The organism is Amycolatopsis xylanica, from assembly GCF_900107045.1.
Taxonomy (GTDB): domain Bacteria; phylum Actinomycetota; class Actinomycetes; order Mycobacteriales; family Pseudonocardiaceae; genus Amycolatopsis; species Amycolatopsis xylanica.
Map to the genome: position 1 here is coordinate 543,459 of NZ_FNON01000004.1, position 21,702 is coordinate 565,160.

Annotated in this window: 23 protein-coding genes; 10 read left to right on the plus strand and 13 right to left on the minus strand. The window is 68.5% G+C overall.

Going from position 1 to position 21,702, the window contains the following annotated elements; all coding sequences use genetic code 11:
- Positions 1-60 precede the first annotated feature (60 nt).
- From BLV57_RS21350 to BLV57_RS21370, 5 genes are all read right to left on the minus strand, one after another.
- On the minus strand, positions 61-258 hold the full coding sequence (locus BLV57_RS21350) for a ferredoxin (RefSeq protein ID WP_091291376.1): 198 nt from the start codon (positions 256-258) through the stop codon (positions 61-63).
- An 11-nt stretch (positions 259-269) separates the two neighbouring features.
- Entirely contained in the window at positions 270-1,484 is a 1,215-nt protein-coding gene (locus BLV57_RS21355; protein ID WP_091291377.1) for a cytochrome P450, read from the minus strand.
- Positions 1,481-1,996: a PadR family transcriptional regulator gene (locus BLV57_RS21360; RefSeq protein ID WP_091291379.1), complete on the minus strand. Its 516-nt coding sequence runs from the start codon at positions 1,994-1,996 to the stop codon at positions 1,481-1,483. The genes BLV57_RS21355 and BLV57_RS21360 overlap by 4 nt, the downstream gene beginning before the upstream one ends.
- 256 nt (positions 1,997-2,252) lie before the next feature.
- A complete protein-coding gene (locus tag BLV57_RS21365; protein ID WP_091291380.1) occupies positions 2,253-3,113 on the minus strand; it encodes an alpha/beta fold hydrolase in 861 nt (286 codons plus the stop codon).
- The gene (locus tag BLV57_RS21370; RefSeq protein ID WP_245757441.1) at positions 3,073-4,257 is read right to left on the minus strand and encodes an MFS transporter; all 1,185 of its coding nucleotides are present in this window, start codon (positions 4,255-4,257) and stop codon (positions 3,073-3,075) included. The genes BLV57_RS21365 and BLV57_RS21370 overlap by 41 nt, the downstream gene beginning before the upstream one ends.
- A 77-nt stretch (positions 4,258-4,334) precedes the next feature.
- On the opposite strand from BLV57_RS21370, the gene BLV57_RS21375 reads away from it, so the two are divergent.
- On the plus strand, positions 4,335-4,790 hold the full coding sequence (locus tag BLV57_RS21375) for a winged helix-turn-helix transcriptional regulator (protein WP_091291384.1): 456 nt from the start codon (positions 4,335-4,337) through the stop codon (positions 4,788-4,790).
- On the opposite strand, the gene BLV57_RS21380 is transcribed toward BLV57_RS21375, so the two are convergent.
- The 3 genes from BLV57_RS21380 to BLV57_RS21390 form a co-directional block, all read right to left on the minus strand.
- Positions 4,787-5,662: a hypothetical protein gene (locus tag BLV57_RS21380; protein ID WP_091291385.1), complete on the minus strand. Its 876-nt coding sequence runs from the start codon at positions 5,660-5,662 to the stop codon at positions 4,787-4,789. The genes BLV57_RS21375 and BLV57_RS21380 overlap by 4 nt on opposite strands.
- Positions 5,653-6,600 (minus strand): SdiA-regulated domain-containing protein, encoded by a 948-nt coding sequence (locus BLV57_RS21385; RefSeq protein ID WP_245757442.1) that lies wholly within the window; start codon positions 6,598-6,600, stop codon positions 5,653-5,655. The genes BLV57_RS21380 and BLV57_RS21385 overlap by 10 nt, the downstream gene beginning before the upstream one ends.
- 81 nt (positions 6,601-6,681) lie before the next feature.
- Positions 6,682-7,908 carry an alkaline phosphatase gene (locus BLV57_RS21390; protein ID WP_091291389.1) on the minus strand — a complete coding sequence of 409 codons (1,227 nt, stop codon included), beginning with the start codon at positions 7,906-7,908 and terminating at the stop codon, positions 6,682-6,684.
- A gap of 945 nt (positions 7,909-8,853) precedes the next feature.
- On the opposite strand from BLV57_RS21390, the gene BLV57_RS21395 reads away from it, so the two are divergent.
- The gene (locus tag BLV57_RS21395; RefSeq protein WP_091291390.1) at positions 8,854-9,555 is read left to right on the plus strand and encodes a C39 family peptidase; all 702 of its coding nucleotides are present in this window, start codon (positions 8,854-8,856) and stop codon (positions 9,553-9,555) included.
- Here BLV57_RS21395 and BLV57_RS21400 read toward each other — a convergent pair.
- On the minus strand, positions 9,543-10,340 hold the full coding sequence (locus BLV57_RS21400) for an alpha/beta hydrolase (RefSeq protein ID WP_091291391.1): 798 nt from the start codon (positions 10,338-10,340) through the stop codon (positions 9,543-9,545). The genes BLV57_RS21395 and BLV57_RS21400 overlap by 13 nt on opposite strands.
- Positions 10,341-10,437: 97 nt before the next feature.
- Here BLV57_RS21400 and BLV57_RS21405 point away from each other — a divergent pair, with 97 nt between their 5' ends.
- Together BLV57_RS21405 and BLV57_RS21410 are read left to right on the plus strand one after the other, a co-directional pair.
- Positions 10,438-11,085 (plus strand): VOC family protein, encoded by a 648-nt coding sequence (locus BLV57_RS21405; protein WP_091291392.1) that lies wholly within the window; start codon positions 10,438-10,440, stop codon positions 11,083-11,085.
- A gap of 158 nt (positions 11,086-11,243) precedes the next feature.
- On the plus strand, positions 11,244-11,960 hold the full coding sequence (locus tag BLV57_RS21410) for a DUF2382 domain-containing protein (protein WP_091291393.1): 717 nt from the start codon (positions 11,244-11,246) through the stop codon (positions 11,958-11,960).
- A 106-nt stretch (positions 11,961-12,066) separates the two neighbouring features.
- On the opposite strand, the gene BLV57_RS21415 is transcribed toward BLV57_RS21410, so the two are convergent.
- Positions 12,067-13,257, minus strand: coding sequence for a zinc-dependent alcohol dehydrogenase (locus BLV57_RS21415; RefSeq protein ID WP_091291395.1), 1,191 nt, complete (start codon positions 13,255-13,257; stop codon positions 12,067-12,069).
- A 92-nt stretch (positions 13,258-13,349) separates the two neighbouring features.
- Here BLV57_RS21415 and BLV57_RS21420 point away from each other — a divergent pair, with 92 nt between their 5' ends.
- Genes BLV57_RS21420 through BLV57_RS21430 form a run of 4 tightly spaced genes read left to right on the plus strand, consistent with a single transcriptional unit; the run spans position 13,350 to position 15,461 of the window.
- The gene (locus BLV57_RS21420) at positions 13,350-14,363 is read left to right on the plus strand and encodes a DNA topoisomerase IB (protein WP_091291976.1); all 1,014 of its coding nucleotides are present in this window, start codon (positions 13,350-13,352) and stop codon (positions 14,361-14,363) included.
- Positions 14,364-14,401: 38 nt separating this feature from the next.
- The gene (locus tag BLV57_RS43360; RefSeq protein WP_176968737.1) at positions 14,402-14,560 is read left to right on the plus strand and encodes a hypothetical protein; all 159 of its coding nucleotides are present in this window, start codon (positions 14,402-14,404) and stop codon (positions 14,558-14,560) included.
- Complete coding sequence (locus tag BLV57_RS21425; RefSeq protein ID WP_091291396.1) at positions 14,560-15,048, plus strand: MSMEG_6728 family protein; 489 nt, start codon at positions 14,560-14,562, stop codon at positions 15,046-15,048. Before BLV57_RS43360 ends, BLV57_RS21425 begins: the two co-directional genes overlap by 1 nt.
- Positions 15,045-15,461, plus strand: a complete 417-nt coding sequence (locus tag BLV57_RS21430; protein ID WP_091291398.1) for an STAS domain-containing protein — start codon at positions 15,045-15,047, stop codon at positions 15,459-15,461. The genes BLV57_RS21425 and BLV57_RS21430 overlap by 4 nt, the downstream gene beginning before the upstream one ends.
- 618 nt (positions 15,462-16,079) lie before the next feature.
- On the opposite strand, the gene BLV57_RS21435 is transcribed toward BLV57_RS21430, so the two are convergent.
- From BLV57_RS21435 to BLV57_RS21445, 3 genes are all read right to left on the minus strand, one after another.
- Positions 16,080-19,055: a 3-keto-alpha-glucoside-1,2-lyase-like domain-containing protein gene (locus tag BLV57_RS21435; protein ID WP_091291400.1), complete on the minus strand. Its 2,976-nt coding sequence runs from the start codon at positions 19,053-19,055 to the stop codon at positions 16,080-16,082.
- Positions 19,056-19,158: 103 nt separating this feature from the next.
- Entirely contained in the window at positions 19,159-19,842 is a 684-nt protein-coding gene (locus tag BLV57_RS21440; protein WP_091291402.1) for an NADPH-dependent F420 reductase, read from the minus strand.
- Positions 19,835-20,875: an LLM class flavin-dependent oxidoreductase gene (locus BLV57_RS21445; protein ID WP_091291404.1), complete on the minus strand. Its 1,041-nt coding sequence runs from the start codon at positions 20,873-20,875 to the stop codon at positions 19,835-19,837. The genes BLV57_RS21440 and BLV57_RS21445 overlap by 8 nt, the downstream gene beginning before the upstream one ends.
- Before the next feature lie 67 nt (positions 20,876-20,942).
- Here BLV57_RS21445 and BLV57_RS21450 point away from each other — a divergent pair, with 67 nt between their 5' ends.
- Together BLV57_RS21450 and BLV57_RS44235 are read left to right on the plus strand one after the other, a co-directional pair.
- Entirely contained in the window at positions 20,943-21,425 is a 483-nt protein-coding gene (locus BLV57_RS21450; protein ID WP_091291406.1) for a MarR family winged helix-turn-helix transcriptional regulator, read from the plus strand.
- 150 nt (positions 21,426-21,575) lie between these two features.
- A complete protein-coding gene (locus BLV57_RS44235; RefSeq protein WP_281244422.1) occupies positions 21,576-21,701 on the plus strand; it encodes a hypothetical protein in 126 nt (41 codons plus the stop codon).
- The last annotated feature ends 1 nt before the right edge of the window (position 21,702 follow it).

Below are 21,702 nucleotides of genomic sequence, written 5' to 3' on the forward strand. Positions count from 1 at the left end.
CCCCACCCCGGGATAAAGCGGGCTAAATCCCGCGGAGTTTAGCCCGCTTTATCCCGGGTCTCAGGCGTCGAGCAGGCGGATGGCCGCGACCGGGCACTGGAGTTCGCTCTCCCTGGCCAGGGCGTGCTGCGCGGGCGGCGGCTCGGCGTCGATCACGACGACGAGCCCGTCCTCCTCACGCTGGTCGAAGATCTCGGGAGCCGTCAGCACGCACTGTCCTGATGAGACACACTTGCCGGTGTCGGCGGTGACCTTCATTCTTCCTCCCTTCACAGGAAAACGGGCACGCTGCGGACCCCGCCCGCGATCTTGTCCGAGCGGACGGCGATCTCGTCGACGCCCACCCCGAGGCGCAGGTTCGGGAACCGGCGGAACAGCGCGGGGAACACGGTGCGCAGTTCCGTGCGGGCCAGGTTCGCGCCGATGCAGACGTGGGCGCCGTGGCCGAACGCGATGTGGACATTGGGCGTGCGGGTCGGGTCGAACTCGTCCGGGTCGGCGAAGACCGAGCTGTCACGGTTGGCCGCGTCGCTGGAAACCAGCACCGCGTCACCGCGCGCGATGCGGACACCGGCGATCTCGACGTCCTCGCGGGCGTACCGCAGCAGGCCGCCGGTCGCACTGGTGGCCGACAGGCGCAGGATCTCCTCGACCGTCTGCTGGACCTGGCCTTCGGGATCGGCGACGAACCGGTCACGCCGGTCCAGATCGCTGAGCAGGAACATGGTGCCGAGCGCGATCCGGGTCGACGTGGTCTCGTGGCCCGCGAACAGCAGGCCAGCGGCCTGGCGGGCGAGGTCGTCGTCGGTGAAGGTCGGGTCTTCGGCCTGCACGGCGACCATGTCCGAGATGACGTCGGGCTGCGGGTCCTTGCGCTTCTTCTCGGCCAGCGAAAGCGTGTAGGCCTTGAACTCCTCCATCGCCGTCTCGCCGTCGGTGCCGCCGTCGAGGATGGAGATGCGCTCGGACAGGCTGCCGAAGTAGTCGCGGTCCTCGAACGGCACGCCGAGCAGCTCGCAGATCACCATGACCGGCAAGGGAAACGCGAGCAGCGCGGTCAGGTCGATCGGCTCGCCGGGGTTCGCGTCCTGCGAGGCCCGCATGTCGTCGAGACAGCTCTCGGTGAGCTCGTTGATGTGCTCGCCGAGAGCTCGCATGCGCGGCGCGGAGAACGCGGGCGCGAGCATCCGGCGCAACCGCTTGTGGTCGCGCTCCTCATGGTCGAACTCCCCGGTCGGCCCGCTCAGCAGCGCCGCGTCCGAGATGCGCGCCGCGTTGTCGGGGTCGGGGTGGGAGCGGCCGAACCTGGTGTCGCGGAACACTTCCCTGGCATGCTCGTAGGAGGTCACCAGCCAGGCGAGGTCACCGGCCGGGGTGACCACTTTGGACAGTGGGCCACGGTCGCGCAGCCGGGCGAACAGCGGCGCGATCTCCAGCGCGTTCCGCCGCTCGAAGGGTAGGTGGGGGGCTTCGGTGGTGGTCATCGGTTCTCCTCGACGTTCGCCTGCGAGCGCAACGTGGCCAGCCACGCTCGTTCTTCGGTGAGCCTGCGGCCGACCTCGCCCAGCACGACGGCCGTCCACGGATCCGCCTGCGCGGCGGCGAGCGCGGCCAGCCGGTCCCGCTCGGCCGCGATGGCGCGGTCCCGCGTATCCAGCACGGCCAGCCGCTCGCCGCCGCTCAGCCTGCTGAAATTCCCCACCCTGGCAAGGAATTCAGGCTCGTTGAGCGCCAGCTCCTCGGGAAAGTCGGCGAGCATGTCGCGCAGCAGCTCCAGCCCGACCTCGGTGATCTCGTACACGTGCCGCGGCGGCTTGGTCTCCTGATCGGCCGCGGTGCGCGTGACCGCCCCGGCGTCCACGAACCGCCGCAGCGTCGGGTACAGCGAGTTGTTCGAGAGCGTGCGCCCGGTTGACGCCTCGACCTCTTTGCGCAGCTCATAGCCGTGCAGCGGTTCTTTGGCCAGCCGCGACAGCAACACGATCTCGATCCACACTAGGTCACCGTAACCTAGTCTCCAGTGACACCGCAACAACGCTAAGTCACTTTTGGTGGGAAAGTCTCTTTCCGCCCGATCGAGTCCGGAACCGGGTCCCTCGCTGCGTGACCAAGCTCGGATCAGAGTTGTGTCGGCGCGAGTGGTACCTCTGCTGCGTCTAACGGAGCAGAGGTACCACTCGCGCAAGCCCTGTCGCGCCACATCGTCGGTTCAGACGGCCGCGAAGGCACACCACCCTCAATAACGCTCACCGTCACACAGGTGGCGTTTGTGCGCTTACCCGATGCCCGAAGCGGCGGATGTGGCCGGCGATGACGACGGCATGGTCTTCGAGCGCGAAGTGGCCGGTGTCGAGCAGGTGCAGCTCGACGTTCGTGAGGTCGCGTGTGTACGGATGCGCGCCCGACTCGGGGAAGATCTCGTCGTTGCGGCCCCAGACGATCAACGTCGGCGGCTGCGAGGTGCGGAAGTACTCGTGCCATTCCGCGTACCGCTCGGGGTTCGAGCGGTAGTCGACCAGCAGGTCCAGCATGATCTCCTTCGCGCCAGGTCGGTTGAGGAGCGCGCGCTGCAGCACCCAGCTGTGCGGGCTGATCGCCGACGGGTCCGCGGTGCCATGCGTGTAGTTCCACTCCAGCGCCTGGTCCGACATGGCCACCTCGGCGAACGCCGCGCGGTTCTCCGGCGACGGGTCGGCCCACAGCTTGCGCGGAGTCGCCCAAAAACTGTCCGGGAGCCCCTCCTCGTAGGCGTTGGCGTTCTGCACGACCAGGAACGTGACCCGGTCCGGGTGCTTGGCCGCCAGCCGGAAGCCGACCGGGCCGCCGAAATCCTGCATGTACAAGGCATAGCGCTCGAGTCCGAGACGCGCGGTGAACTTCTCGATGACGTCGGCGAGGCTGTCGAAGGTGTACGTGAAGTCCGTCGGCGCGCCGCTGTGGCCGAAGCCGGGATAGTCCGGCGCGATCAGGTGGAAGTCGTCGGCCAGCAGCGGCAGCAGGTCGCGGAACATGTACGACGAAGCCGGGAAACCGTGCAGGAGCAGCAGAACCGGCTTGCCGCGCTCGCCGGCTTCACGGTAGAAGATCGGCAGGCCGTCGATTTCGATCATCATGGGATTTCTCCTTCGTGGCGGCCCAGAACAGCAGGGCGATGAGGGTCACCGCGGCGCCGAGCGCGGACACCCCGGCCCACCCGGCGGCGGCGTGGACGAGGGTGGACGTGATCGCGCCCGCGGCGGAACCGAGGGAATAACAGAGCATGTAGGCGGCCGTGAGCCTGCTTTGCGCGTCCGGGCGGACGCGGTAGATCAGGCTCTGGTTCGCGACGTGCACCGACTGCAGGCCGAAATCGAACGCGATCACGCCGAGCACGAGCAGCCAGATCGAGGACGGCAGCAGGGCGATCGGCAGCCAGGACGCCAGCATGACCAGCAACCCGGTGCGCGTCGTGCGCTGCGCGTGCTCGGACAGCCTGCCCGCGCGGGCCGCGCCGAGCGCGCCGGCGGCGCCCGCCAGGCCGAAGAGCCCGATTTCGGTGGTGGACAAGGACAACGGCGGCGCGGACAGCGGCAGTGCCATCGGCGCCAGCAGCACGTTGAGCGCCATGAAGATGAGCAACGCGAGCACCGCGCGGATCCGCAGCATCGGCACCTCGGCGAACAGCCGGAACGTCGACGTGATGAGCCGCGGATACGGGATCCGCCGCGGCACCGACCGAGGCAAGACCTGGTACAGGAGCAAGCCCGTCACCAGCGTCGCGGCGGCGGAGACCAGGTAGACCGAACGCCAGCCCGCCCAGTCGGCCAGCACGCCGGCCACGGTGCGGGCGAGCAGGATGCCGAGGACGATCCCGCTGGTCACCACGCCCACGATGCGGCCGCGGTCGGCCGGTTCCGCGAGCACGGCCGCGTAGGCGACCAGCACCTGGGCCAGCACGGCGAGCACGCCGACGATCGCCAACGCCGCCAGCAACGCCGGAACCGCGGGCGCGCACGCGACCCCGGCCAGCGCGAACGCGGCCGACACCGACAGCCCGCCGACGAGCCGCCTGCGGTCCAGCCGGTCACCCAGCGGGGCCACGAACACCAGCCCGAGCCCGTAGCCGACCTGCGTCGCCGTCGTCACGACACCGACTGTCGAGTGCGCCATCCCCAGCTCGGCGGCCATGTCGCCGAGCAGCGGCGGCGCGTAATACACGTTGGCGACGGCGAGACCCGCGGCCACCGCGAACGGCACAGCCGACTTCGACGAGAACACCGCGCCCCCTTGGTTGCATCTTGCTACCATTGGACCGTAACAGGTCATGGTTTCAAGATGCAACCAAGGGACGGCGCATGGTCAAACGCACCAGTCACGAGGACTCGACCTGCGCGGTCGCGCGACCCTTGGATGTGATCGGGGACGGCTGGTCGCTGCTGATCATCCGCGACGCGTTCGACGGCCTGCGCCGCTTCGGCCAGTTCCAGAAGAGCCTGGGGCTGGCCAAGAACATCCTGTCCACCCGGCTGCAAAGCCTGGTGTCACACGGGATCCTGCGCACGGTCCCGGCCGAGGACGGCAGCAGGCATCACGACTACCTGCTCACCGAGAAGGGCCTCGGCCTGTTCCCGGTGCTCGTCGCCTTGCGGCAGTGGGGTGACGAATTCTTCTTCGACCCCAAGGAGACCAGGGCCCGGCTCGTCGACCGCGAGCGCCGCGAACCGGTGGCCAAGGTGGAGGTCCGCTCCGCCGACGGCAGGCTGCTGAGCCAGGAGGACACCGTCATCGAGATGCGGACCGCCACCGGCTAGCCGATCCGGACCGAACCGCCACCCTCTTCGTCGTCGGTTCCGTAGAGCAACCGTCCACAGGAGACGGAAAGGCAGGTCAGAGCCTCGATCTTGTGGCCAGGGAAGACCCCGATCCTCACCGGGTCGGCCGCGAGCGCGATCGAGCCGTCGGCGCGGAGTGTGCCCGCCGCGTACACCGCCGAGTCGAACGGGCCATTGTCGCCCGGATCCGACGCCGACGAGATCAGGATTCGGTTGTCCTCGGTGATCTCGAGGTCGGAGGCGTGCCGGACGTCCCGCTCCGGATAGGAAACCCGGAACGGGACCGCCCTCGGCGCACCGAAGGACAGCTTCGCGACGTCGAATTCAGCCGAGTACAAAGTGGAGGCCCGGCTGTCCTGGCCACGATCCGCCCACACGGCGAACAAGCGCCCCCTCACGCTCTTCAGCGCGAAGCTCTCATAGTTGTCGCCCTCGGCGCCCTTCGGCACCTGGAACGTCCCGAGCACCTCGGCGGTCAGTCCGCACACCCTGATGTGGAACCCCTTGCCGGCACTGGCGAGCGCGATGTACTCGCCAGCGCGGCCGGGCACCGCTTCCACCGATTCCAGGTCGATCGGCAGCTCGCCTGGCCAGGTGATCGGGTCCACCTTGGTGACCTTGCCGCCGATGAGCCGGACCCGCACCGCCCGGTTCTGACCGGGTTTCTTGTTGTCTCGCACGACAAGCGCGTCGATGCGGTCCCAGCCGCGGTCCAGCACGGCGATGCCGCTGACACCGGCCAGCATCCCCTCACCGATGGACTGCCAGCCGTCGTCCGCCTGTGCGGCCGGAGCGGGGAGCACCGCGGCGGTCGTGATCGCGACCGCCGCGCCGAGGTACCTCAGACGCATGGCAAAGTTCCCGTTCGTAGTGCGTGGCCGCCGGTGGCGCCGTCGTCGGCCCACACGACCGGCTTGGACCCGGCCGAGCAGGCGGACTGCGGCGCGATGGCGAAGCCCTCGTTGTTCAGATTGGACATCCCGCTGGGACGGTTGTACGTGGCGGTCACGGCGAACCTGCCGTCACCGTTGATCTTGAGCGTGGTGGACCGGCCGGAACAGTTGTTGTCACAGACCGCCCACAGCCGCCCGGCCTCCGCCTCGAAGGTCAGTTCCATGATCTTCGAGGCGCCGGACTTGATGGTCGCGACCCTGGTGAACTTGTCGCCGTTCTGGTCGAGCGCGTACGCGTAGATCGTGCCGTTGGCTTCGAGACCGACGAAGTACAGGCCACCGCCGTGGTTGGCGTACTTGGCCGGGTCGTACTTGGCCTTGGTCTTCTCGTCGTAGAAACCGTTCGCGGTCAAGAAGGAGTCCGGGACGTACGAGATCGCCTCGAGACCGTCGTTGTCCCCGACCTCGGGAAGATCTGAGGTGAGGTCCCATTCCGCGGTCGCGTCGAGCGAACTGTCCGTCGACGAGCCGTCGTAGCGCAGGACCTTCAGCAGGCTTTCGCTGTCATTGTCGCCGTCACGTTCGGTGGACACGAAAATCCCGTCCGGTGTGGACACAACGCCTTCCGCGTCCGGGTCGCCTCCCCCATCCGCATAGTTAAGCGCTTTACCCGATCCCCAACCGCCGGTGGTGTCCTTACGCCACTTCCCGGTGCCGTTGGGCACGAGCCGGTAGAGCGTGCCGGGACCGTTCCGCACCGCCCACAGCACGCTCTGGCCCTGGAAGGAAAGACCGCTCATGTTCTCGCCGAACGTGTTCGAGCCGTCCGCCGTGGTGACCGAGCTGCTGCCCGGCCACTTGAGTGTCGCCGCCTCCGCAGACGGTACGGCTGACAAGCTGACTGCGGCAACGGACAACGTGGCGATGAATCGGGTTTTCGCCCTCACTGCGGTCTCCTTCATCGGTGCTGGCAGGGATTACAGGTGTGCGGCGTCTCGCATGGCGTGGTAGACCTCGGTGTTCTCCAGCGTGCCGCCGACCCGCGACGAGCCGGGCCCGGCCGCGGTGATCGGGGTGTCGGCGCCGGTGTGGTCGTGCGTGGTCCAGTCGACGGCGAACTGCTGCGAGGAACCGGGAATCGCGAACGGACCGTCCTGGCGGGCGTGCTCGGGACCGGTCTCGGAGTCGTCGTAGTCCTCGATGCTCAGCCCGCCGGTCTCGTGGTCGCCGCCGATGAGCACCAGCGTGTCCGGGTGCTGCTCGACGAAACGCATCACCTCGGCGACGGTGGCGTCGAGCGCGCGACCGGCGTCGATCACGGAATGCGCGTTGTTCTCGTGCGACATGCCGTCCATGCCCTCTTCTTCCAGGAAGAGGAAGAAACCACGCGGGTTCTTCGACAGCACGTCGAGCGCCTTGCGCGCCATCTGCTGCAACGGAACACGCGGCGCGTACTTGCCGACACCGTCCTCGCCGTAGTCGACCATGTCCTCGTTCGCGAAGAGCCCGAGAATCCGGTTCGCGCGAGTGTCACGCAGCTCGTCGCCATTGCGGACGTACGTGTAGCCGGTCCGCTGCGCGCGTTCGACCAGGTTGCCGTACGGGCTGCAGCTCTCCTCGCCCGGCTTGTCCGGCCACAGGCCCGGGTTTCCCTTGGGGTACCACCAGTCCTCGCCGCCGCCGAGCAGCACGTCGGGGCGGGTGTTCTCGATGTACTGCTTGGCGATATCGCTCTGCAAGTCGCGGCTGGGCACGTGCGCCGCGAAGGCCGCGGGCGACGCACCCGTCACCTGCGCGGTGGTGACCAGCCCGGTCGACTTCCCGGCCTTCTTCGCGCGCTCGAGGATGGTCTCCAGCGGACGGCCGTCGGGATCCATGCCGATCTTGCCGTTGGTCGTCTTGTGCCCGGTCGCCAGCGCCGTCGCGGCGGCGCCGGAGTCGGTCACGACCTCGTCGGGGTCGACGGACAGGGTGCGCACCAGGCCGGTGACGGGCAGCTTGTTCATCTCCAGCTCGCCGCGCTTGCCCTTGAGTGCCAGCCGAAGCAGGTTCCGCTGGCCCAGACCCATGCCGTCGCCCTGGATGTAGATGATGTTCCGCGCCACCCGGCCAGCGGACTCCGTCTCCGCCGACTGCGCGGCCGCCGCCGTGCTTCCCGCGAGAACCACCACTACCGCCGCCGCGGCCAGACTGCGCCTGCGCACATCGCCTCCCGTATTAGTTAAGAAGCTTTCTTAACACAAATCGGACGGGGTGGCGAGAGTGCGGGGCACGCTTGCACGGCACTCAGCCAACGTTGATCACGGCTCGTCGGTGGGGCGGCCGGTGGTCGAGCGGCAGCCCAAACGAGGTGTGCCGACACCGCGCCTGGGTGAGTGGCGTTTGCGGCGTCTAACGCTCCGAACGCCGCTCACAAGGCGCGGGGGTTCCTTCACCCGCGGGTGAGGGGGGTCGTGCGCGTTGCGGGCGGTTCTAACCGCCCGCAACGCTCACGACCCACCTCACGCAGGCCCCTTACGCGAGCCCGATTTGGTGAGGGCCTCCCTCACCCAAGCAGCTGGGTGAGGGAGGCCCTGACCCGCATATCCGGGTGAGGGAGGCCCTCACCCACCCGAACCGAGTGAGGGAGGCCCTCACCCACCCAAACCGAGTGAGGGAGGCCCTCACCCACATATCCGGGTGAAGGAGGCCCTCACCCACCCAAACCGAGTGAAGGAGGCCCTCACCCACCCAAACCGAGTGAAGGAGGCCCTCACCCACATATCCGGGTGAGGGAGGCCCTCACCCAAGCCCCTAGACGCACCACGTTCGACTTTCCGCCTAATAGCCGCCCGCAACGCTCCCGCCCCCAAGGCGCGAGGCATGTGCGCGGGTGGTCACTCTGCTGCGTCCAACGGAGCGGAGTGACCACTCGCGCAGCCCTTTCGCACCTGAACGAGAGGCGCCCCCGCCTGCGTTCACTGCAGCAGGGCAACCCCTCACCCACCACCCGGCCGCGGCCGGGCAGCAGCGCAGGGGTCGTGAGTGGCGCGGCCGGTTCTAACCGGCCTAAACACTCACGACCCCGGGATGGGACGGCGGCCTGCGGATTCATCGGCGTTTCATCGGGCGTCGCTACGTTGCGGTTTCCAAGATCCCGAGGAGCGTTGATGCGTAAAAGAATCGTCTCCACCGCATTGATAGCCATCGCACTGGCGGTGCCGGGCGTCGCCCAGGCCGCGGACACCCCGTCGCTGTCCCCCATCGCCCACGGCAGCAAAGCGGGCACCACCGTGCTGAGCGGGCAGTTCAAGCCAGGCACCAAGGTGCACGTCGACGCGTCGGCGAAGAGCCTCGAGGGGCAGCCCCGCTGGCTGAACATCGACTACCAGGTCCAGGAAACCGGCTACTGGTGCGGACCGGCCGCGACGCGGATCGCGTTGTCCGCGCGGATGAACCCGCCGAGCCAGGGTGCTCTCGCGGGGCAGCTGGGCACCACCGTCGACGGCACCGGCTGGATCGGGCAGGTGACCAGTGTGCTCAACAACAATCTCGGCGGCGGCTGGTACGAGACCAAGGAAATGCCGAACGATCCGCCCGCGCAGTGGCAGCGGGACCTGCTGTGGAACGACATCGTCTACGACATCGACCGCAACTACCCCGTCGTGACGAACATCGTCGCCCCGGCGAACAACCACCCGCCCGGCTACCCCAACTACACGATCTACCACTACTTCACGGTCTTCGGCTATGACCCGGTCGACCGGACGGTCGTCATCGCCGACCCCGCGAACTTCGGCGGCAACGCGATCTACTGGATCACGTTCGACCAGCTCGCCTCGCTGATCCCGCCGAAGGGTTACTCGGCCTGAGCACTCGCGAGGTGGCGGCGGAACCACTCGGCGAGGCCGCCGTCCACCTCGCGAGCGTGCGGCGACTGCGGCGCGGGCTCGATACCGGGCTCGTCCGCGAGCGGGTGCGCCAGCCCCGGGATCGACAGCAGCTCGGCCCCGGCCGCGTCGGCCAGCGCCAGTGCGTCAGCACGCAATCCCGGGTGATCCAGCTCGCCGCTGACCACCAAAAGCGGCGCGCGACCGGCGATGACGTCGGCCTTGGCGACGAAATCCAGGCTGTCGACGGCTGCTTCGGACACTGCGTCGTATGGATACTCACCGGGGAACAGGTCCACAACGGACCGCATCCGGATGGCGGCGTTCACCACCGCGGCCGCGAAAACCGGAGTGTCCGTGTCGGCGAGGATCCGCAACGCGACCGCCCCGCCCAGAGACCCGCCGAGCAGGCCGATCGGGCCGTCACCGACGGGCAGCTGCGCGCGAATCGAGGCCAGCGCGTCCGGGAACTCCTCGGCCGCCTGCCTTGCGAACGCGTACAGAAAGGACATCAGGACGTCCTCGCGTATCAACGCCAGCCCGGCGTCCATGGTCCCGTCGACCATCCGCGCCCCGCACAACGGCATCCCGAGATGCACCCGCCACGCCGGCAAGCCGTGCATCGGCAACGCGGCCGCGAAGGCCGCGTCCGAGCGGGGCGCGTCCAGCATGTGCCAGGTGACGATGAGCGGCGCGGGCCCGCCGCCTTCCGGGGCCAGCGCGGTGAACGGCACGCCGGCGGCCGTGCCCGTGATCGGTGCTTCCATGCGAGCCACGGTATGGTCCGCGGCCAACGACGGGGACCGGTTACGCCACCAGCGGAAAATGCGTTGCCCGATCGGGCGCCCCGGGCTAAGAAGACGCATGAAACTCCGCGCACTCTGCTTCGCCGCGGCCGACCCCGCGCGCTTGGCGCGCTTCTGGGCCGGTCTGCTGAATTGGACGTTCCAAGACGACGTCACCCTCGCGCCGACCGACGACACCGGCTTCCTGCTGCGTTTCCTCCCCACCGACGAACCCAAGACCCGCCAGAACCAGATGCATTTCGACCTGACGAGCACGTCACTCGAAGACCAGCAGCGGACCGTGGCGAAAGCACTCGATCTCGGCGCCCGGCACATCGACATCGGCCAGCTCCCGGAAGAGGAACACGTCGTGCTCTCCGACCCCGAGGGCAACGAGTTCTGCGTCATCGAGCCGGGCAACAACTTCCTGGCCGAGTGCGGTTTCGTCGGTGCGCTCGCGTGCGACGGTTCGCAGGAGGTCGGCTACTTCTGGAGCAAGGCGCTCGGCTGGCCGCTCGTCTGGGACCAGGACCAGGAAACCGCGATCCGGTCACCGCACGGCGGCCCGAAGATCACCTGGGGCGGGCCGCCGTTCACCGCCAAGACCGGCCGGAACCGGCTGCACTTCGAGCTGACCGGCGATCCGGCGGAGGTCGTCCGGCTCGGCGCGGCGGTCACGGACACCGGGTTCACCGATCCCGACGGCAACGAGTTCACCATCGGGTAGGAACCGCGCGTTTTCCTTGCGGTACCCCGTGAATCCGGCCTGAAACAGACACTTTCCGGGGTCACTCACCCGGCGACACGACGGTTGCGGACCCGGCGCGGGCGGAGTGAGGGTGATCTTGGCCGGACATCACCGACAGGGAAAGGAAGACGAGAGCCATGACCCGCACGCTGCGTCCCCAGGAACTCATCGACAGCACCGTCGTCGACTCGCACGGAAGCAAGATCGGCAAGGTCGGCACGGTGTATCTCGCCGACGACACGCGCAGGCCGGAATGGGTCACCGTGCGCACGGGTCTGTTCGGGCACAAGGAAAGTTTCGTTCCGCTCAACGGCGCCGCGCTCGACAACGACGGCCTGCACGTGAACGTCGACAAGGATCAGGTCACCGAGGCGCCGCAGACCGAGGCCGACGGGCACCTGTCCCAGAGCGACAGCAACCTGCTCTACCAGCACTACGGCATGCCGATGCCGCGGACCGCCCCGGACGCGCAGCGCAAGGACAAGCGCACGGACACGCGTCAGGGCGAGGCGATGACGCGGTCCGAGGAGCATCTCAACGTCGGCACCGAGCAGATCGAGACGGGCCATGTCCGGCTGCGCAAGTACGTCGTCGCCGAGGAGCAGCAGGTGACCGTCCCGGTCAGCCACGAGGAGGTCCGCGTCGAGCGCGAGCCCATCACCGGCGAGGCGCGCGGCGAAATCGGCGAGCAGGAACAGGAAGTCGTGCTGCACGCCGAAAAGCCCATTGTCTCCAAGGAGACCACGGCCGTCGAGCGCGTCCGGCTCGGCACCGAGACCGTCACCGAAGAGCAGACCGTCTCCGGCAAGGTCCGCAAGGAGCAGATCGAAGTCACCCGCGACGACGAGAAATAGTCCCCAGGACATGGCGGAACGCCGGCGTGCCCGCCGGCGTTCCGTGGTGCCGCTCAGTCGTAGGACAGCGCCTCGACGAGCTTGTGCCCGTCGATCCGTTTCCTCCTTAGCTGTGCGGCTGCAACAGGATCTTGATCGCGCCCTCACGCTTGCGCTGGAAGATCTCGTACCCGTGCGCGGCTTCCTTGAGCGGCAGCTTGTGCGTGGCGAAACCCTCTGTGCCCAACGGATCCGACTCGTCGGAGATGACCGGCATGATGTCGTCGATCCAGCGCCGGACGTTCGCCTGGCCCATCCGCAGCGTGATCTGCTTGTCGAAGAGGTCCATCATCGGCAGCGGGTCGACCATGCCGCCGTAGACGCCGGACAGCGAGATCGTGCCGCCGCGCCGGACGCTGTCGATCGCGGCGTAGAGCACGCTGAGCCGGTCGATGCCCGCCTTCTCGGTGACCTTGGCCGCCACCTGCTGCGGCAGGAGGTTCACCAGGTCGTGCGCGATCTTCCCGATCGGCGCGCCGTGCGCCTCCATGCCGACCGCGTCGATCACCGAGTCGGCGCCGCGGCCGCCGGTGAGCTGGCGGATGGCGTCGCCGATGTCCTTGTGCTCGCGGGTGTCGACGGTGATCACCCCGTGCGCGGCCGCGCGCGCGAGCCGCTCGGGCACCAGGTCGACCCCGATGACCTGGCCGGCGCCGCGGTGCTGGGCGATCCGGGTGGACATCTGCCCGATCGGGCCGAGCCCGAACACGACCACGGAGCCGTCCTTCGGGATGTCGGCGTACTCGACCGCCTGCCACGCGGTTGGGACCACGTCGGAGAGGTAGACGAACCGCTCGTCCGGCGGGCCTTCCGGGACCTTGATGGGGCCGTATTGCGCCTGCGGCACGCGCAGGTACTCGGCCTGGCCGCCGGGCACTTGGCCGTAGAGCTTCGTGTAGCCGAGCAGCGCGGCGCCCTTGCCCCTGTCCTTCACCTGGGTGGTCTCGCACTGGCTCTGCAAGCCGCGATCGCACATGAAGCAGTGGCCGCACGAGATGTTGAACGGGACCACGACCCGGTCACCCGGTTTGAGGTTCTTCACCCCGGCGCCGACCTCTTCGACGATGCCCATCGGCTCGTGGCCGAGAATGTCGCCTTCCTCCATGAAGGCGCCGAGCACTTCGTAAAGGTGCAGGTCGGAGCCACAGATTCCGGTGGAGGTGACCTTGATGATCGCGTCGGTCGGCTCGATCAGCTTCGGGTCGTCGACCGTGTCCACCCGCACGTCGCGTTTGCCGTGCCAGGTTACGGCTTTCATAACACTCCTCTCGATGGCGAACGACGCGGATTCCCGCTCGCGCACCGGGCAAACCTGGGTTGCGGCGGGCCGCGCCGGGGTACTTCTGGCCGATGACGCGACTGAGGCGCAGTGTGCTGACGGGGGCGGGCTTGAAACGGGTCCGGCGCGGCCGCGGCTTCTCCTATCTCACCGAGGACGGCACCCCGCTCGACGACCCGGAAGTGCGCGACCGGATCACCGCGCTGGTGATCCCGCCCGCCTGGCGCGACGTGTGGATCTGCCCGTACGCCAACGGCCACATCCAGGCGGTCGGCACCGACGACGCGGGGCGCCGCCAGTACCTCTATCACCCGGACTGGCGCCGCAAGCGCGACGAGGAGAAGCACGACCGGGTGCTCACGATGGCGCGGCGGCTGCCGGAGTGGCGCGAGGATGTGGCCGACGGCCTCGCCGAGCGCGGGCTCGGTTGCCGCCGCGTGCTGGCGGCGGCGCTGTTCATGCTCGATCGCGGGATCTTCCGCACCGGCGGTGAGGAGTACGCGGAGGAGAACGGGACCCACGGCGTGGCGACGCTCCTGCGCGAGCACACGACGGTGCGCGGCAACGAGGTCCGGTTCGAATATCCCGCGAAAGGCGGGATCATGCGCGTCGTGTCGATCACCGAGAAGGCGCTGGCTTCGGTGGTGAAGTCGTTGCTGCGCAGCCATTCCGGCAGCGACCGGCTGCTCGTCTACCGCGAGCGGGACGGCTGGCACGAGGTGCACGCCCAGGACATCAACAACCGCTTCAAGGAGCTGGCCGGCGACGATTGCTCGGCCAAGGACCTGCGCACCTGGAACGCCACGGTGCTCGCCGCGGTCGCGTTCGCCGCCGCGCCCGAGCCGACCTCGAAGACGGCACGCAAACGCGCGGAGGCGGCCGTGATGCGGGAGGTCTCCGAAGCGCTCGGGAACACCCCGGCGGTCTGCCGAGCCTCCTATGTGGACCCTCGGGTGGTCGAGGCCTACCGCGACGGCCGGACGATCGCCGCCGCGGTGAAGCGCGTCCGGCGCGTCGACGACGACGAATCCCGCCACGCGATCGAGCGAGCCGTGATCCGGTTACTCAGCAGCCGAACGGGGTAGCCAGCAAGCGAGCAACCGATCGTCTTGGAGGGAACGCCGTGAACGGTGATCACGAGGCCACACCCGAACTCGCCGAGGTCGAGCACGCCATCGAGGACGCGAAAGAAGCCGCTGAGCAGGAGAAACAATCGGAACCGTTCTCCAGCATGCTCACCGAGGGCGAGCCTCCCGAGGAGCCTCACGAGCCGCCTGCCTGATGCAGACGTTCCTCCCCTACCCCGACTTCCGCGCCACCGCGGCGGTGCTGGACCAGCGCCGTCTCGGCAAGCAGCGCGTCGAGGCCATCCAGGTGCTGCGCGCGCTCACCGTGCCCGGCTACGGCTGGCGGCATCACCCGGCCGCCGCCATGTGGGCCGGGTACGAGGAGGCGCTGGTCCGCTACGGCCTGGACGTCTGCGACGTCTGGTGCGCGACCGGCCGCAAGGACACCTGCCAGGTCACCCTCCGCGGTGACCTGGACGACGCGACCGGGGTGCGAGCGGTGCGGTCACAGGCCGAGCTCGCCGAGACGGGCGACCTCCCGCCGTGGCTCGGCGACGCGGCGCTGCACCGCAGTCACCAGTCCGCGCTGGTCCGCAAGGATCCGGGCCACTACCGGCCGCATTTCCCCGCCGTGGCCGACGATCTTCCGTACGTCTGGCCCGCTTCCGACCGCCCCCGGCGGGCGCCGAAAGGTACGTCATGAACATCTCGTTCGAGCCGGAGCGACTACAGGTGTCCCGCCCACTCGGCGAGACGGGCACCACCATCCTCGCGCTGACCGGCGATCTCGACGCGGGAACCACGCAGAAGCTCGCCCACCGCATCGGCCACGTGCTCGCCATGGACCCGACACCCGAAACGCTCGTGCTCGACCTCGGCGAGCTGTCGTTCCTTTCCTTGGCGGGTATCCGTTTCCTTTACGCCGCGCACGCCGGCACGGGCGCCGAGTGCATCCGCCTGCGCGTGGTGACCGGTTGCCGCCCCGCCGTGCTGGGCGCGCTGCGCGCCACCGGCTTCCATGCGGTGCTGGACTGCTACGACAGCACCGCGTCGGCCGTGCTGGCGTGCGGCCGCGCCGAGTTCGTCGACGCCGTGCAAGCGAGCTTGGGGTCGTGAGTGGCACGGCCGGTTCTCTTGAGCTGGAAGCCAAACGCGACGTGGTGTGGGCTGACGGCTGTGGAGTTCCTTGGCCACGCTCGCCGAGGCGCCTACCTTGGCGAGCCGTGAAGTGAGGGTGCCATTGGGGCCTTTTCGTGCCTGAACGAGGGGATCCCCTGCTGCGTTCAGTGCAGCAGGGGATCCCCTCGCCCACGGCCCTGAGAGACCTGGGGTCGTGAGTGGCATGACCGGTTAGAACCCAATGCCGGGCAGTTAAGGATCGGGCCGGTTGGTCAAGCCTGCCGCCCGGCGGGTGCCGCAGGGGTCGGTTGAACGTTGTGAACGGGGCGTTCACAACGCTGAGCGACGCAAACGCCCCGCTCACTACGTCCACCACACCCGGAAAAGCGGGCAAACGGGACAATTTGGGTGAAGTTCGGCGATGTTGGTCCGTTGTGGACGCTAGCTGGCTTGCGATCGGGCCACTGACTGTGGCCGGGTCTTCGTGAAACCCGAGTTTGGGCCAGTAGATGGCCAAAACTCGGGTTTCGCGTGCTCACGCGTCGCTTGACAACGCAAGCCAAGCCTTAACTGCCCAGCATTGGGTTAGAACCGGCCATACCACTCACGACTGCCTCAGGCGATGGGTTCGATCCAGATGTTGCGGAACCGGGGGTTCTCGCCGGGATCCCCGTGGTCCTGCAGCCGGATCGCGCCCGGGCCCGCGCTCTCCGGGTTGCTGTCGCCCGTGCCGCCGTCGATCTCGGCGTCGTTGTGGACCAGGACGCCGTTCCACACCACGGTCACGCGGGCGTTGTCGGTCTTGGCGCCCGCGCCGTCGAACCGCGCGGCGCGGAACGTGATGTCGTAGGTCTGCCACGTGCGCGGCGCGGTCGCGGCGTTGCGGTCGGGCGCCCGCTTCGAGTAGATCGAGCCCGCTTCGTTGTTGGCGAGCGTGGTGTCGCCGAACGAGTCGAGCACCTGCAGTTCGTAGCGCTCCTGGAGGTAGACGCCGCTGTTGCCGCGTGCCTGCCCGGTCACCTCGGGCGGATAGTCAGGCTCGTACCACTCGACGTGCAGCCGGAAGTCCCCGAACTGCCGCTTGGTGCGGATGTCCCCGCCGCTGGACTCCATCGATCCGCCGGCCACCGGCCAGGTGGCCGCGCCGCCGGCACGTTTCTCCCAAGCGTCCAAACTGGACCCGGTGAACAGCGGAATCCGTTGCAGGGCAGTGATAGTGAGACTGTCCAGATTGACATTCCCCGCGTCGCCACTGTCGTACCGGTAGGCGATCGTGTTCGCCCCGGCGGCGAGAGTCAGTGTTTCCGGCTGTGACGACCACGTGTCCCAGTTACCGGTGCTGGCCAGTCTCACCTGTTTCACCTTGGCGCCGTTGACATACACGCTCACCGACTTGGTGCCCGGCGCCGGATCCGGCCCGTTCGAGTACCGCAGGCTCGCGTTGTACCTCCCGGCCGACGGTGCGTTCACCGTGAACGTCGTCGTGGCGCCCTGGTTCCAGTAGCCGTCGACGAACCCGGTCGCCGAGTACCCGGCGTGGTTCGTGTTGACGGCGGCGCCGCCACTCAACGCCGCGCGCTCGGCTTCGTACGTCGTGCTCGCGGGTGGCCCGTCGACCAGTGAGTTCAGTGTGTACCACGCTTCGGTGCTCCACAGGGCCGCGCCGGACTCCGCCGCGAACGGCCGCGGCGACCGGACGTGCACCACGAACCCGGGCTTCAACCCGGCGACGCGCAGCGTCACCTTCTTCCGGTCCGCGGACAGGCTCGCCGAGCTGACCGACAGCGTCTGCTCGTCGATCTTCGGGCCGCCGTAAGCGACCGTCGGCGTGTAACGCCATTGCTGTGCCTGATACTTCGCCACCAGGTTCTGCGCGGTCTCCGCGGACAGCGGCTGGGTGTACTCGAGTTCGAACCCGCCCGCGACCGCCCGCATCGCGCGGATGTCGAACGCGTTGGCGCCGTTCGGCGTCAGCTTCTGCAGGCCGAAGGCGAGCTTGCCGGGCTGGCCCCAGTTGCCGCCGCCGTCGATCCCGCCGGTGTAGATCGCCCCGTCGGGACCGAGGCTGATCCGGCTGACCCCGGACTCGAGCCCTTGCGTCATGCGGAAAACAGCGCCCTGGTACTCGCCGTTCACCTTCTCCAGGAACACCCGCTGCAAGCCGCCGTACGTCACGTCGCCGTAGACCATCTGCCCGGCGAAAACGCCCTGCGAAAGCATGACCGGGTTGCTCGGCGAGTTCGCGATCTCGTTGTGCGGCAACCACACCACGGGCGCGGTCACCGGCCGGGCATCGAACGGTCCCGGCGGATTCATGTAATGGTTGAAGAAGCGGTCCTGCTTGATCCGGACGAGCTTGTTCGCGGGCAGCCAGCCGCCCTGGTTGTCGGTGACGAAGACATCGCCTTCCGGGCCCCAGCCGATGCCGTGCGGCGTGCGCAGCCCGCCGGCGAGGTAGGTCACCGCGCCGGTCGTCTTGCTGATCTTGATGGTGGTGCCGCGGTTCGGCGCCGGCTGCGGATCGGTCGTCGCGCCGCCGTAGTTGATCGAGACGGAGAGGTTGGCGTAGAAGTAGCCGTCCTTGTACAGCAGCCCGAACGCGAACTCGTGGAAGTTCCCGCCGAACGGCCAGGTCGCGACCGTGCGGTAGTCGTCGGTCACCCCGTCGCCGTTCGTGTCGTTCAGCTCGACCAGCCGCGTCTTCTCCGACACGTACAGTTTGCCGTCGACGTACTTGATGCCCATCGGCTCCTTCAAGCCGCTGGCGACGCGCTGCGTCCGCACCTTCGACGCGTCCGTGTTCCCGGTGACGTTGCTCAGCAGGTAGACCTCACCGAGCACGTTGTTGGAGCCACCCCACGTGGCGATGGCGAGCCTGCCGTCCGGCAGCCAGTCCATTCCGGTCACTTGTGGCTGGAAACCGTTGGGGCGCAAGTCGGTCAGCGTGAGACCGGGATGCACACCGGTCAGCGGCAGACCGTCGCCGGGCGAGTCCAGCGAGCCCTCGCACTCCTTGCGGCCGGGTGCGGTCACACGCACCACGTCGGCGTCGGTGCTGAGCACGGAGTTCGGCACGACCGCGAAATCGGCCGCGCCAGGCGGCCGCCACTCCAGGGTGACCTGCTGCTCGTTGGTGTTGTCGAAGTGGTCGATCCGCAGCGCGTGATAGCCGGTGCCGAGGTCGATCGCCCCGGTCGCGGACGAGGGCGCGTGCAGGCCGTCGTGGTTGATCACCACTTGGCCGTCCAGCCGCAGCCGGGAGCCGTCATCGCTGGTCAGGCGGAACTCGTGGCGGCCTGCGGTCGCGACGTTCAGGTTGGCGGTCACCTCGGACACGAACTTGTCCGCGATGCCGAAGTCGGCGGTGCTCTTCCAGTCGATCACCGGCATCAGCTTGTCCACATTGGGCGTCTGGCCGGTCTTGATCACGCAGAGCTTGTCGAGGTCGGTCTGCAGGTCGTACACCCGCAGCGTGACACCGGGCTGCTGCGGCGGGACCGCGGCCTCCGCGGGCGCCGTGACCACCACGGAAAGGGTGGTGAGCAGCGCCAGCGAGGCGGCGAAGAGGGATTTTCGGGCAGGTCGAAGCATCGTTGCTCCTCGAGGCTGGCGACGGAGAACCTCGTGACGGTGCCCGAATCTAGGCGAGACTTTCGTCTGCGGTCAACGAAAGTATGTACGGTTCAGATGAAAGTTAGACCGATCGGCCGTAGGCGCGGGCCTCCTCGACCAGACGGCCGCGTTCCGTCTCCGGGAACCGGTCGAGCATGGCCCGGACCTTCTCCGCGTCCACGTCGGCCCCGAACAGCTCGGTGCCCGGTTCGAGCCGCACCCCTTCGGCGAGCGGACCGGCGACGACCACGTCGAAGCCCAGCTCGTCGACGAGCCGCGCCACCGCGGAGACGTCGCCGTCACCGGCGATGGCGATCGCGATCCGCCCCGGCTCCCCCGCGGGCCGGGCCTTGTCCTCGAGATCGTGGTAGCCGACGTGATTGAACGCCTTGACGACCCGGGAGCCGTCGAGGAACGCCTGCACGATCTCGCTCGACGAGGTGCGCGGATCGGTCAGATCGTCGCGGACGCCGTCCACCTCCCACCAGTAGTTCATGGCGTCGACCACGAGTTTCCCGCGCAACGCCGCGACGGGCAGCGTGCGGTATTTGCCCAGCGGCAGCGCGAGGATGACGAGGTCCGCCCGCTCGGCGGCGTCGGCCGCCGTGGTCGCGACGGCGCCGGGAATGAGGACGTCGACGGTGAGCGCGATCTTCGCGGGGTCACCCGAACCTGCGATGAGCACCCGGTGCCCCGCGGCCAGCGCGAGCCTGGCGAGCACGATGCCCACCTTGCCCGCGCCGAGGATGCCGATGGTTTCAGACATGAGCAGGCTCCTTCGCCAATAGTTCCCGGACCCGCGGGCCGACCTCGCGGCCGAACAGCTCGATGCTGCGGGCGCGGGCCTGCCGCGGCAGGTGCTGGATGTCGTATTTGAGGTCGAACCGGCTGAGCCGCAGGTCACGCGCCACCGTGGCGATCTTGCGCGCGACGGTCTCCGGCGAGCCGACGAACAGCGCGCCGGTATCGAGTTCGGCGTCGTAGCGTTCCCTGGTCGGCGCGTAGAAACCCCGTTCGCGAGCCAGCTGCGCCACGAGCGGCTGCCAGTAGCGCCACCAGGTCTCGACGGCTTCCTCGTCGGTGTCCGCGACCAGGCCGAGCGAGTGCTGCCCGACCGGGAGCGGGTCGTGCCCGAACTGCGCCAGCGCGCGGTGATACAGCTCGACGTGCCCGGCGAACCGCTGCGGGCGCCCGCCGATGATCGCGAGCATCAGCGGCAGGCCGTTGCGGGCGGCACGGATGACCGAATCCGGGCTGCCGCCCACGCCGATCCAGGTCGGAATGCCACCCGGCCGCATCCGGGGCCGCAGCGTCTCGTTCACCAGCGGGGCGCGGACGGTGCCGGACCAGGTGACCGACTCTTCGCGCTGAAGTCTCAAGAAGAGGTCGAGCTTTTCCTCGAACAAGCGCTCGTAGTCGGCCAGGTCGTAGCCGAACAGCGGGAACGACTCGGTCGCCGACGCGCGCCCGAGCACGAGCTGCGCACGCCCGCCCGACACCGCGTCCAAGGTCGAGAACTCCTGGTAGACGCGCACCGGATCGTTCGTGCTGAGCACGGTGACCGAGGTACCCAGCCCGATCCGCTCGGTCGCCGTCGCGATGGCCGCGAGCAGCACGGGCGTCGCCGAGTCGACATGTCCCTCGCGGTAGTGCTCGCCGATGCTGAACACGTCGAGCCCCACACTCTCGGCGAGCCGCGCCTCCTCGATCAGCAGGCGCGCCGTCTCGGCGTCACTCAGCACCCGGCCGCCGTCCGTGGCCACGTCCCCGAACGAGTTGAGACCCAGTTCCAGTGTCATCTCCGCCTCCAGGTGGTTGACACGTCAATTATGTATCATTTAGTTGACGCGTCAATCAGGAGGGCCCATGACGAGCACCACATCCCCGCGGCGCAAGCGTCAGCTGCCGACCAAGGAGGAGCTGAAGATCTGGCGAGCCTTCATCGAGACCGCCGAATCACTGCGCTCCGAGCTGTCGGCCAGGCTGCAGCAAGACTCCTCGCTGTCCACAGGGGACTATGCGGTCCTGCTCGCGCTCAGCGAGGCCGAGGGCGGGCGGCTGCGTTCGTCGGACCTCGCGTCGGCCATCGACTGGGAGCGCAGCAGGCTGTCCCACCACCTCGGCCGCATGGAGCGCCGCGGCCTGGTCCGCCGCGAGAACTGCGCCACCGACAACCGCGGCGCCGAGGTCGTCCTCGACCCGGCGGGCGCCGAAGCGTTCCGCGGCGCGACCGTCCCGCACCTGCGCGCCGTCCGCGAACTCTTCGTCGACGCGCTCACGCCGGACCAGCTGGCCGCGGCGGCCGACCTGACCGAGGCACTCCGCGCGAGCTTGGACCTTGGCACGTGACAAGGGGCGCCCTTGCAACGCTCTGGGTGACAAGGGCCGCCCTTGTCACCCGTGACCGGCCGCAACACTCACGACGACCTTGTAACGCCGCGCCGCCGTTCCGCGACCTGCACTCCGATCGAACCGGTCTTCGCTGAGGAAGGCTTCACCATGACCGAAAGTGCGGAGCTCCCCGACCCCGAGTGGCGCTCTTACGTCGACGAGGAACAGCAGGAGGCGTTCGAGCTCCCCGATCCCTTCGCGACCCCGCCGCCGGATCCGAACGCGCACAGCTGAC

Coding starts and splice junctions, on each gene's coding strand:
- BLV57_RS21380 (WP_091291385.1), bottom strand. CDS start 5,662: ATGCGTCTGAGGTACCTCGGCGCGGCGGTCGCGATCACGACCGCCGCG.
- BLV57_RS21375 (WP_091291384.1), top strand. CDS start 4,335: ATGGTCAAACGCACCAGTCACGAGGACTCGACCTGCGCGGTCGCGCGA.
- BLV57_RS21445 (WP_091291404.1), bottom strand. CDS start 20,875: ATGACACTGGAACTGGGTCTCAACTCGTTCGGGGACGTGGCCACGGAC.
- BLV57_RS21350 (WP_091291376.1), bottom strand. CDS start 258: ATGAAGGTCACCGCCGACACCGGCAAGTGTGTCTCATCAGGACAGTGC.
- BLV57_RS21440 (WP_091291402.1), bottom strand. CDS start 19,842: ATGTCTGAAACCATCGGCATCCTCGGCGCGGGCAAGGTGGGCATCGTG.
- BLV57_RS21410 (WP_091291393.1), top strand. CDS start 11,244: ATGACCCGCACGCTGCGTCCCCAGGAACTCATCGACAGCACCGTCGTC.
- BLV57_RS21420 (WP_091291976.1), top strand. CDS start 13,350: ATGACGCGACTGAGGCGCAGTGTGCTGACGGGGGCGGGCTTGAAACGG.
- BLV57_RS44235 (WP_281244422.1), top strand. CDS start 21,576: ATGACCGAAAGTGCGGAGCTCCCCGACCCCGAGTGGCGCTCTTACGTC.
- BLV57_RS21430 (WP_091291398.1), top strand. CDS start 15,045: ATGAACATCTCGTTCGAGCCGGAGCGACTACAGGTGTCCCGCCCACTC.
- BLV57_RS21365 (WP_091291380.1), bottom strand. CDS start 3,113: ATGATGATCGAAATCGACGGCCTGCCGATCTTCTACCGTGAAGCCGGC.
- BLV57_RS21415 (WP_091291395.1), bottom strand. CDS start 13,257: ATGAAAGCCGTAACCTGGCACGGCAAACGCGACGTGCGGGTGGACACG.
- BLV57_RS21395 (WP_091291390.1), top strand. CDS start 8,854: ATGCGTAAAAGAATCGTCTCCACCGCATTGATAGCCATCGCACTGGCG.
- BLV57_RS21355 (WP_091291377.1), bottom strand. CDS start 1,484: ATGACCACCACCGAAGCCCCCCACCTACCCTTCGAGCGGCGGAACGCG.
- BLV57_RS21435 (WP_091291400.1), bottom strand. CDS start 19,055: ATGCTTCGACCTGCCCGAAAATCCCTCTTCGCCGCCTCGCTGGCGCTG.
- BLV57_RS21450 (WP_091291406.1), top strand. CDS start 20,943: ATGACGAGCACCACATCCCCGCGGCGCAAGCGTCAGCTGCCGACCAAG.
- BLV57_RS21405 (WP_091291392.1), top strand. CDS start 10,438: ATGAAACTCCGCGCACTCTGCTTCGCCGCGGCCGACCCCGCGCGCTTG.
- BLV57_RS21400 (WP_091291391.1), bottom strand. CDS start 10,340: ATGGAAGCACCGATCACGGGCACGGCCGCCGGCGTGCCGTTCACCGCG.
- BLV57_RS21425 (WP_091291396.1), top strand. CDS start 14,560: ATGCAGACGTTCCTCCCCTACCCCGACTTCCGCGCCACCGCGGCGGTG.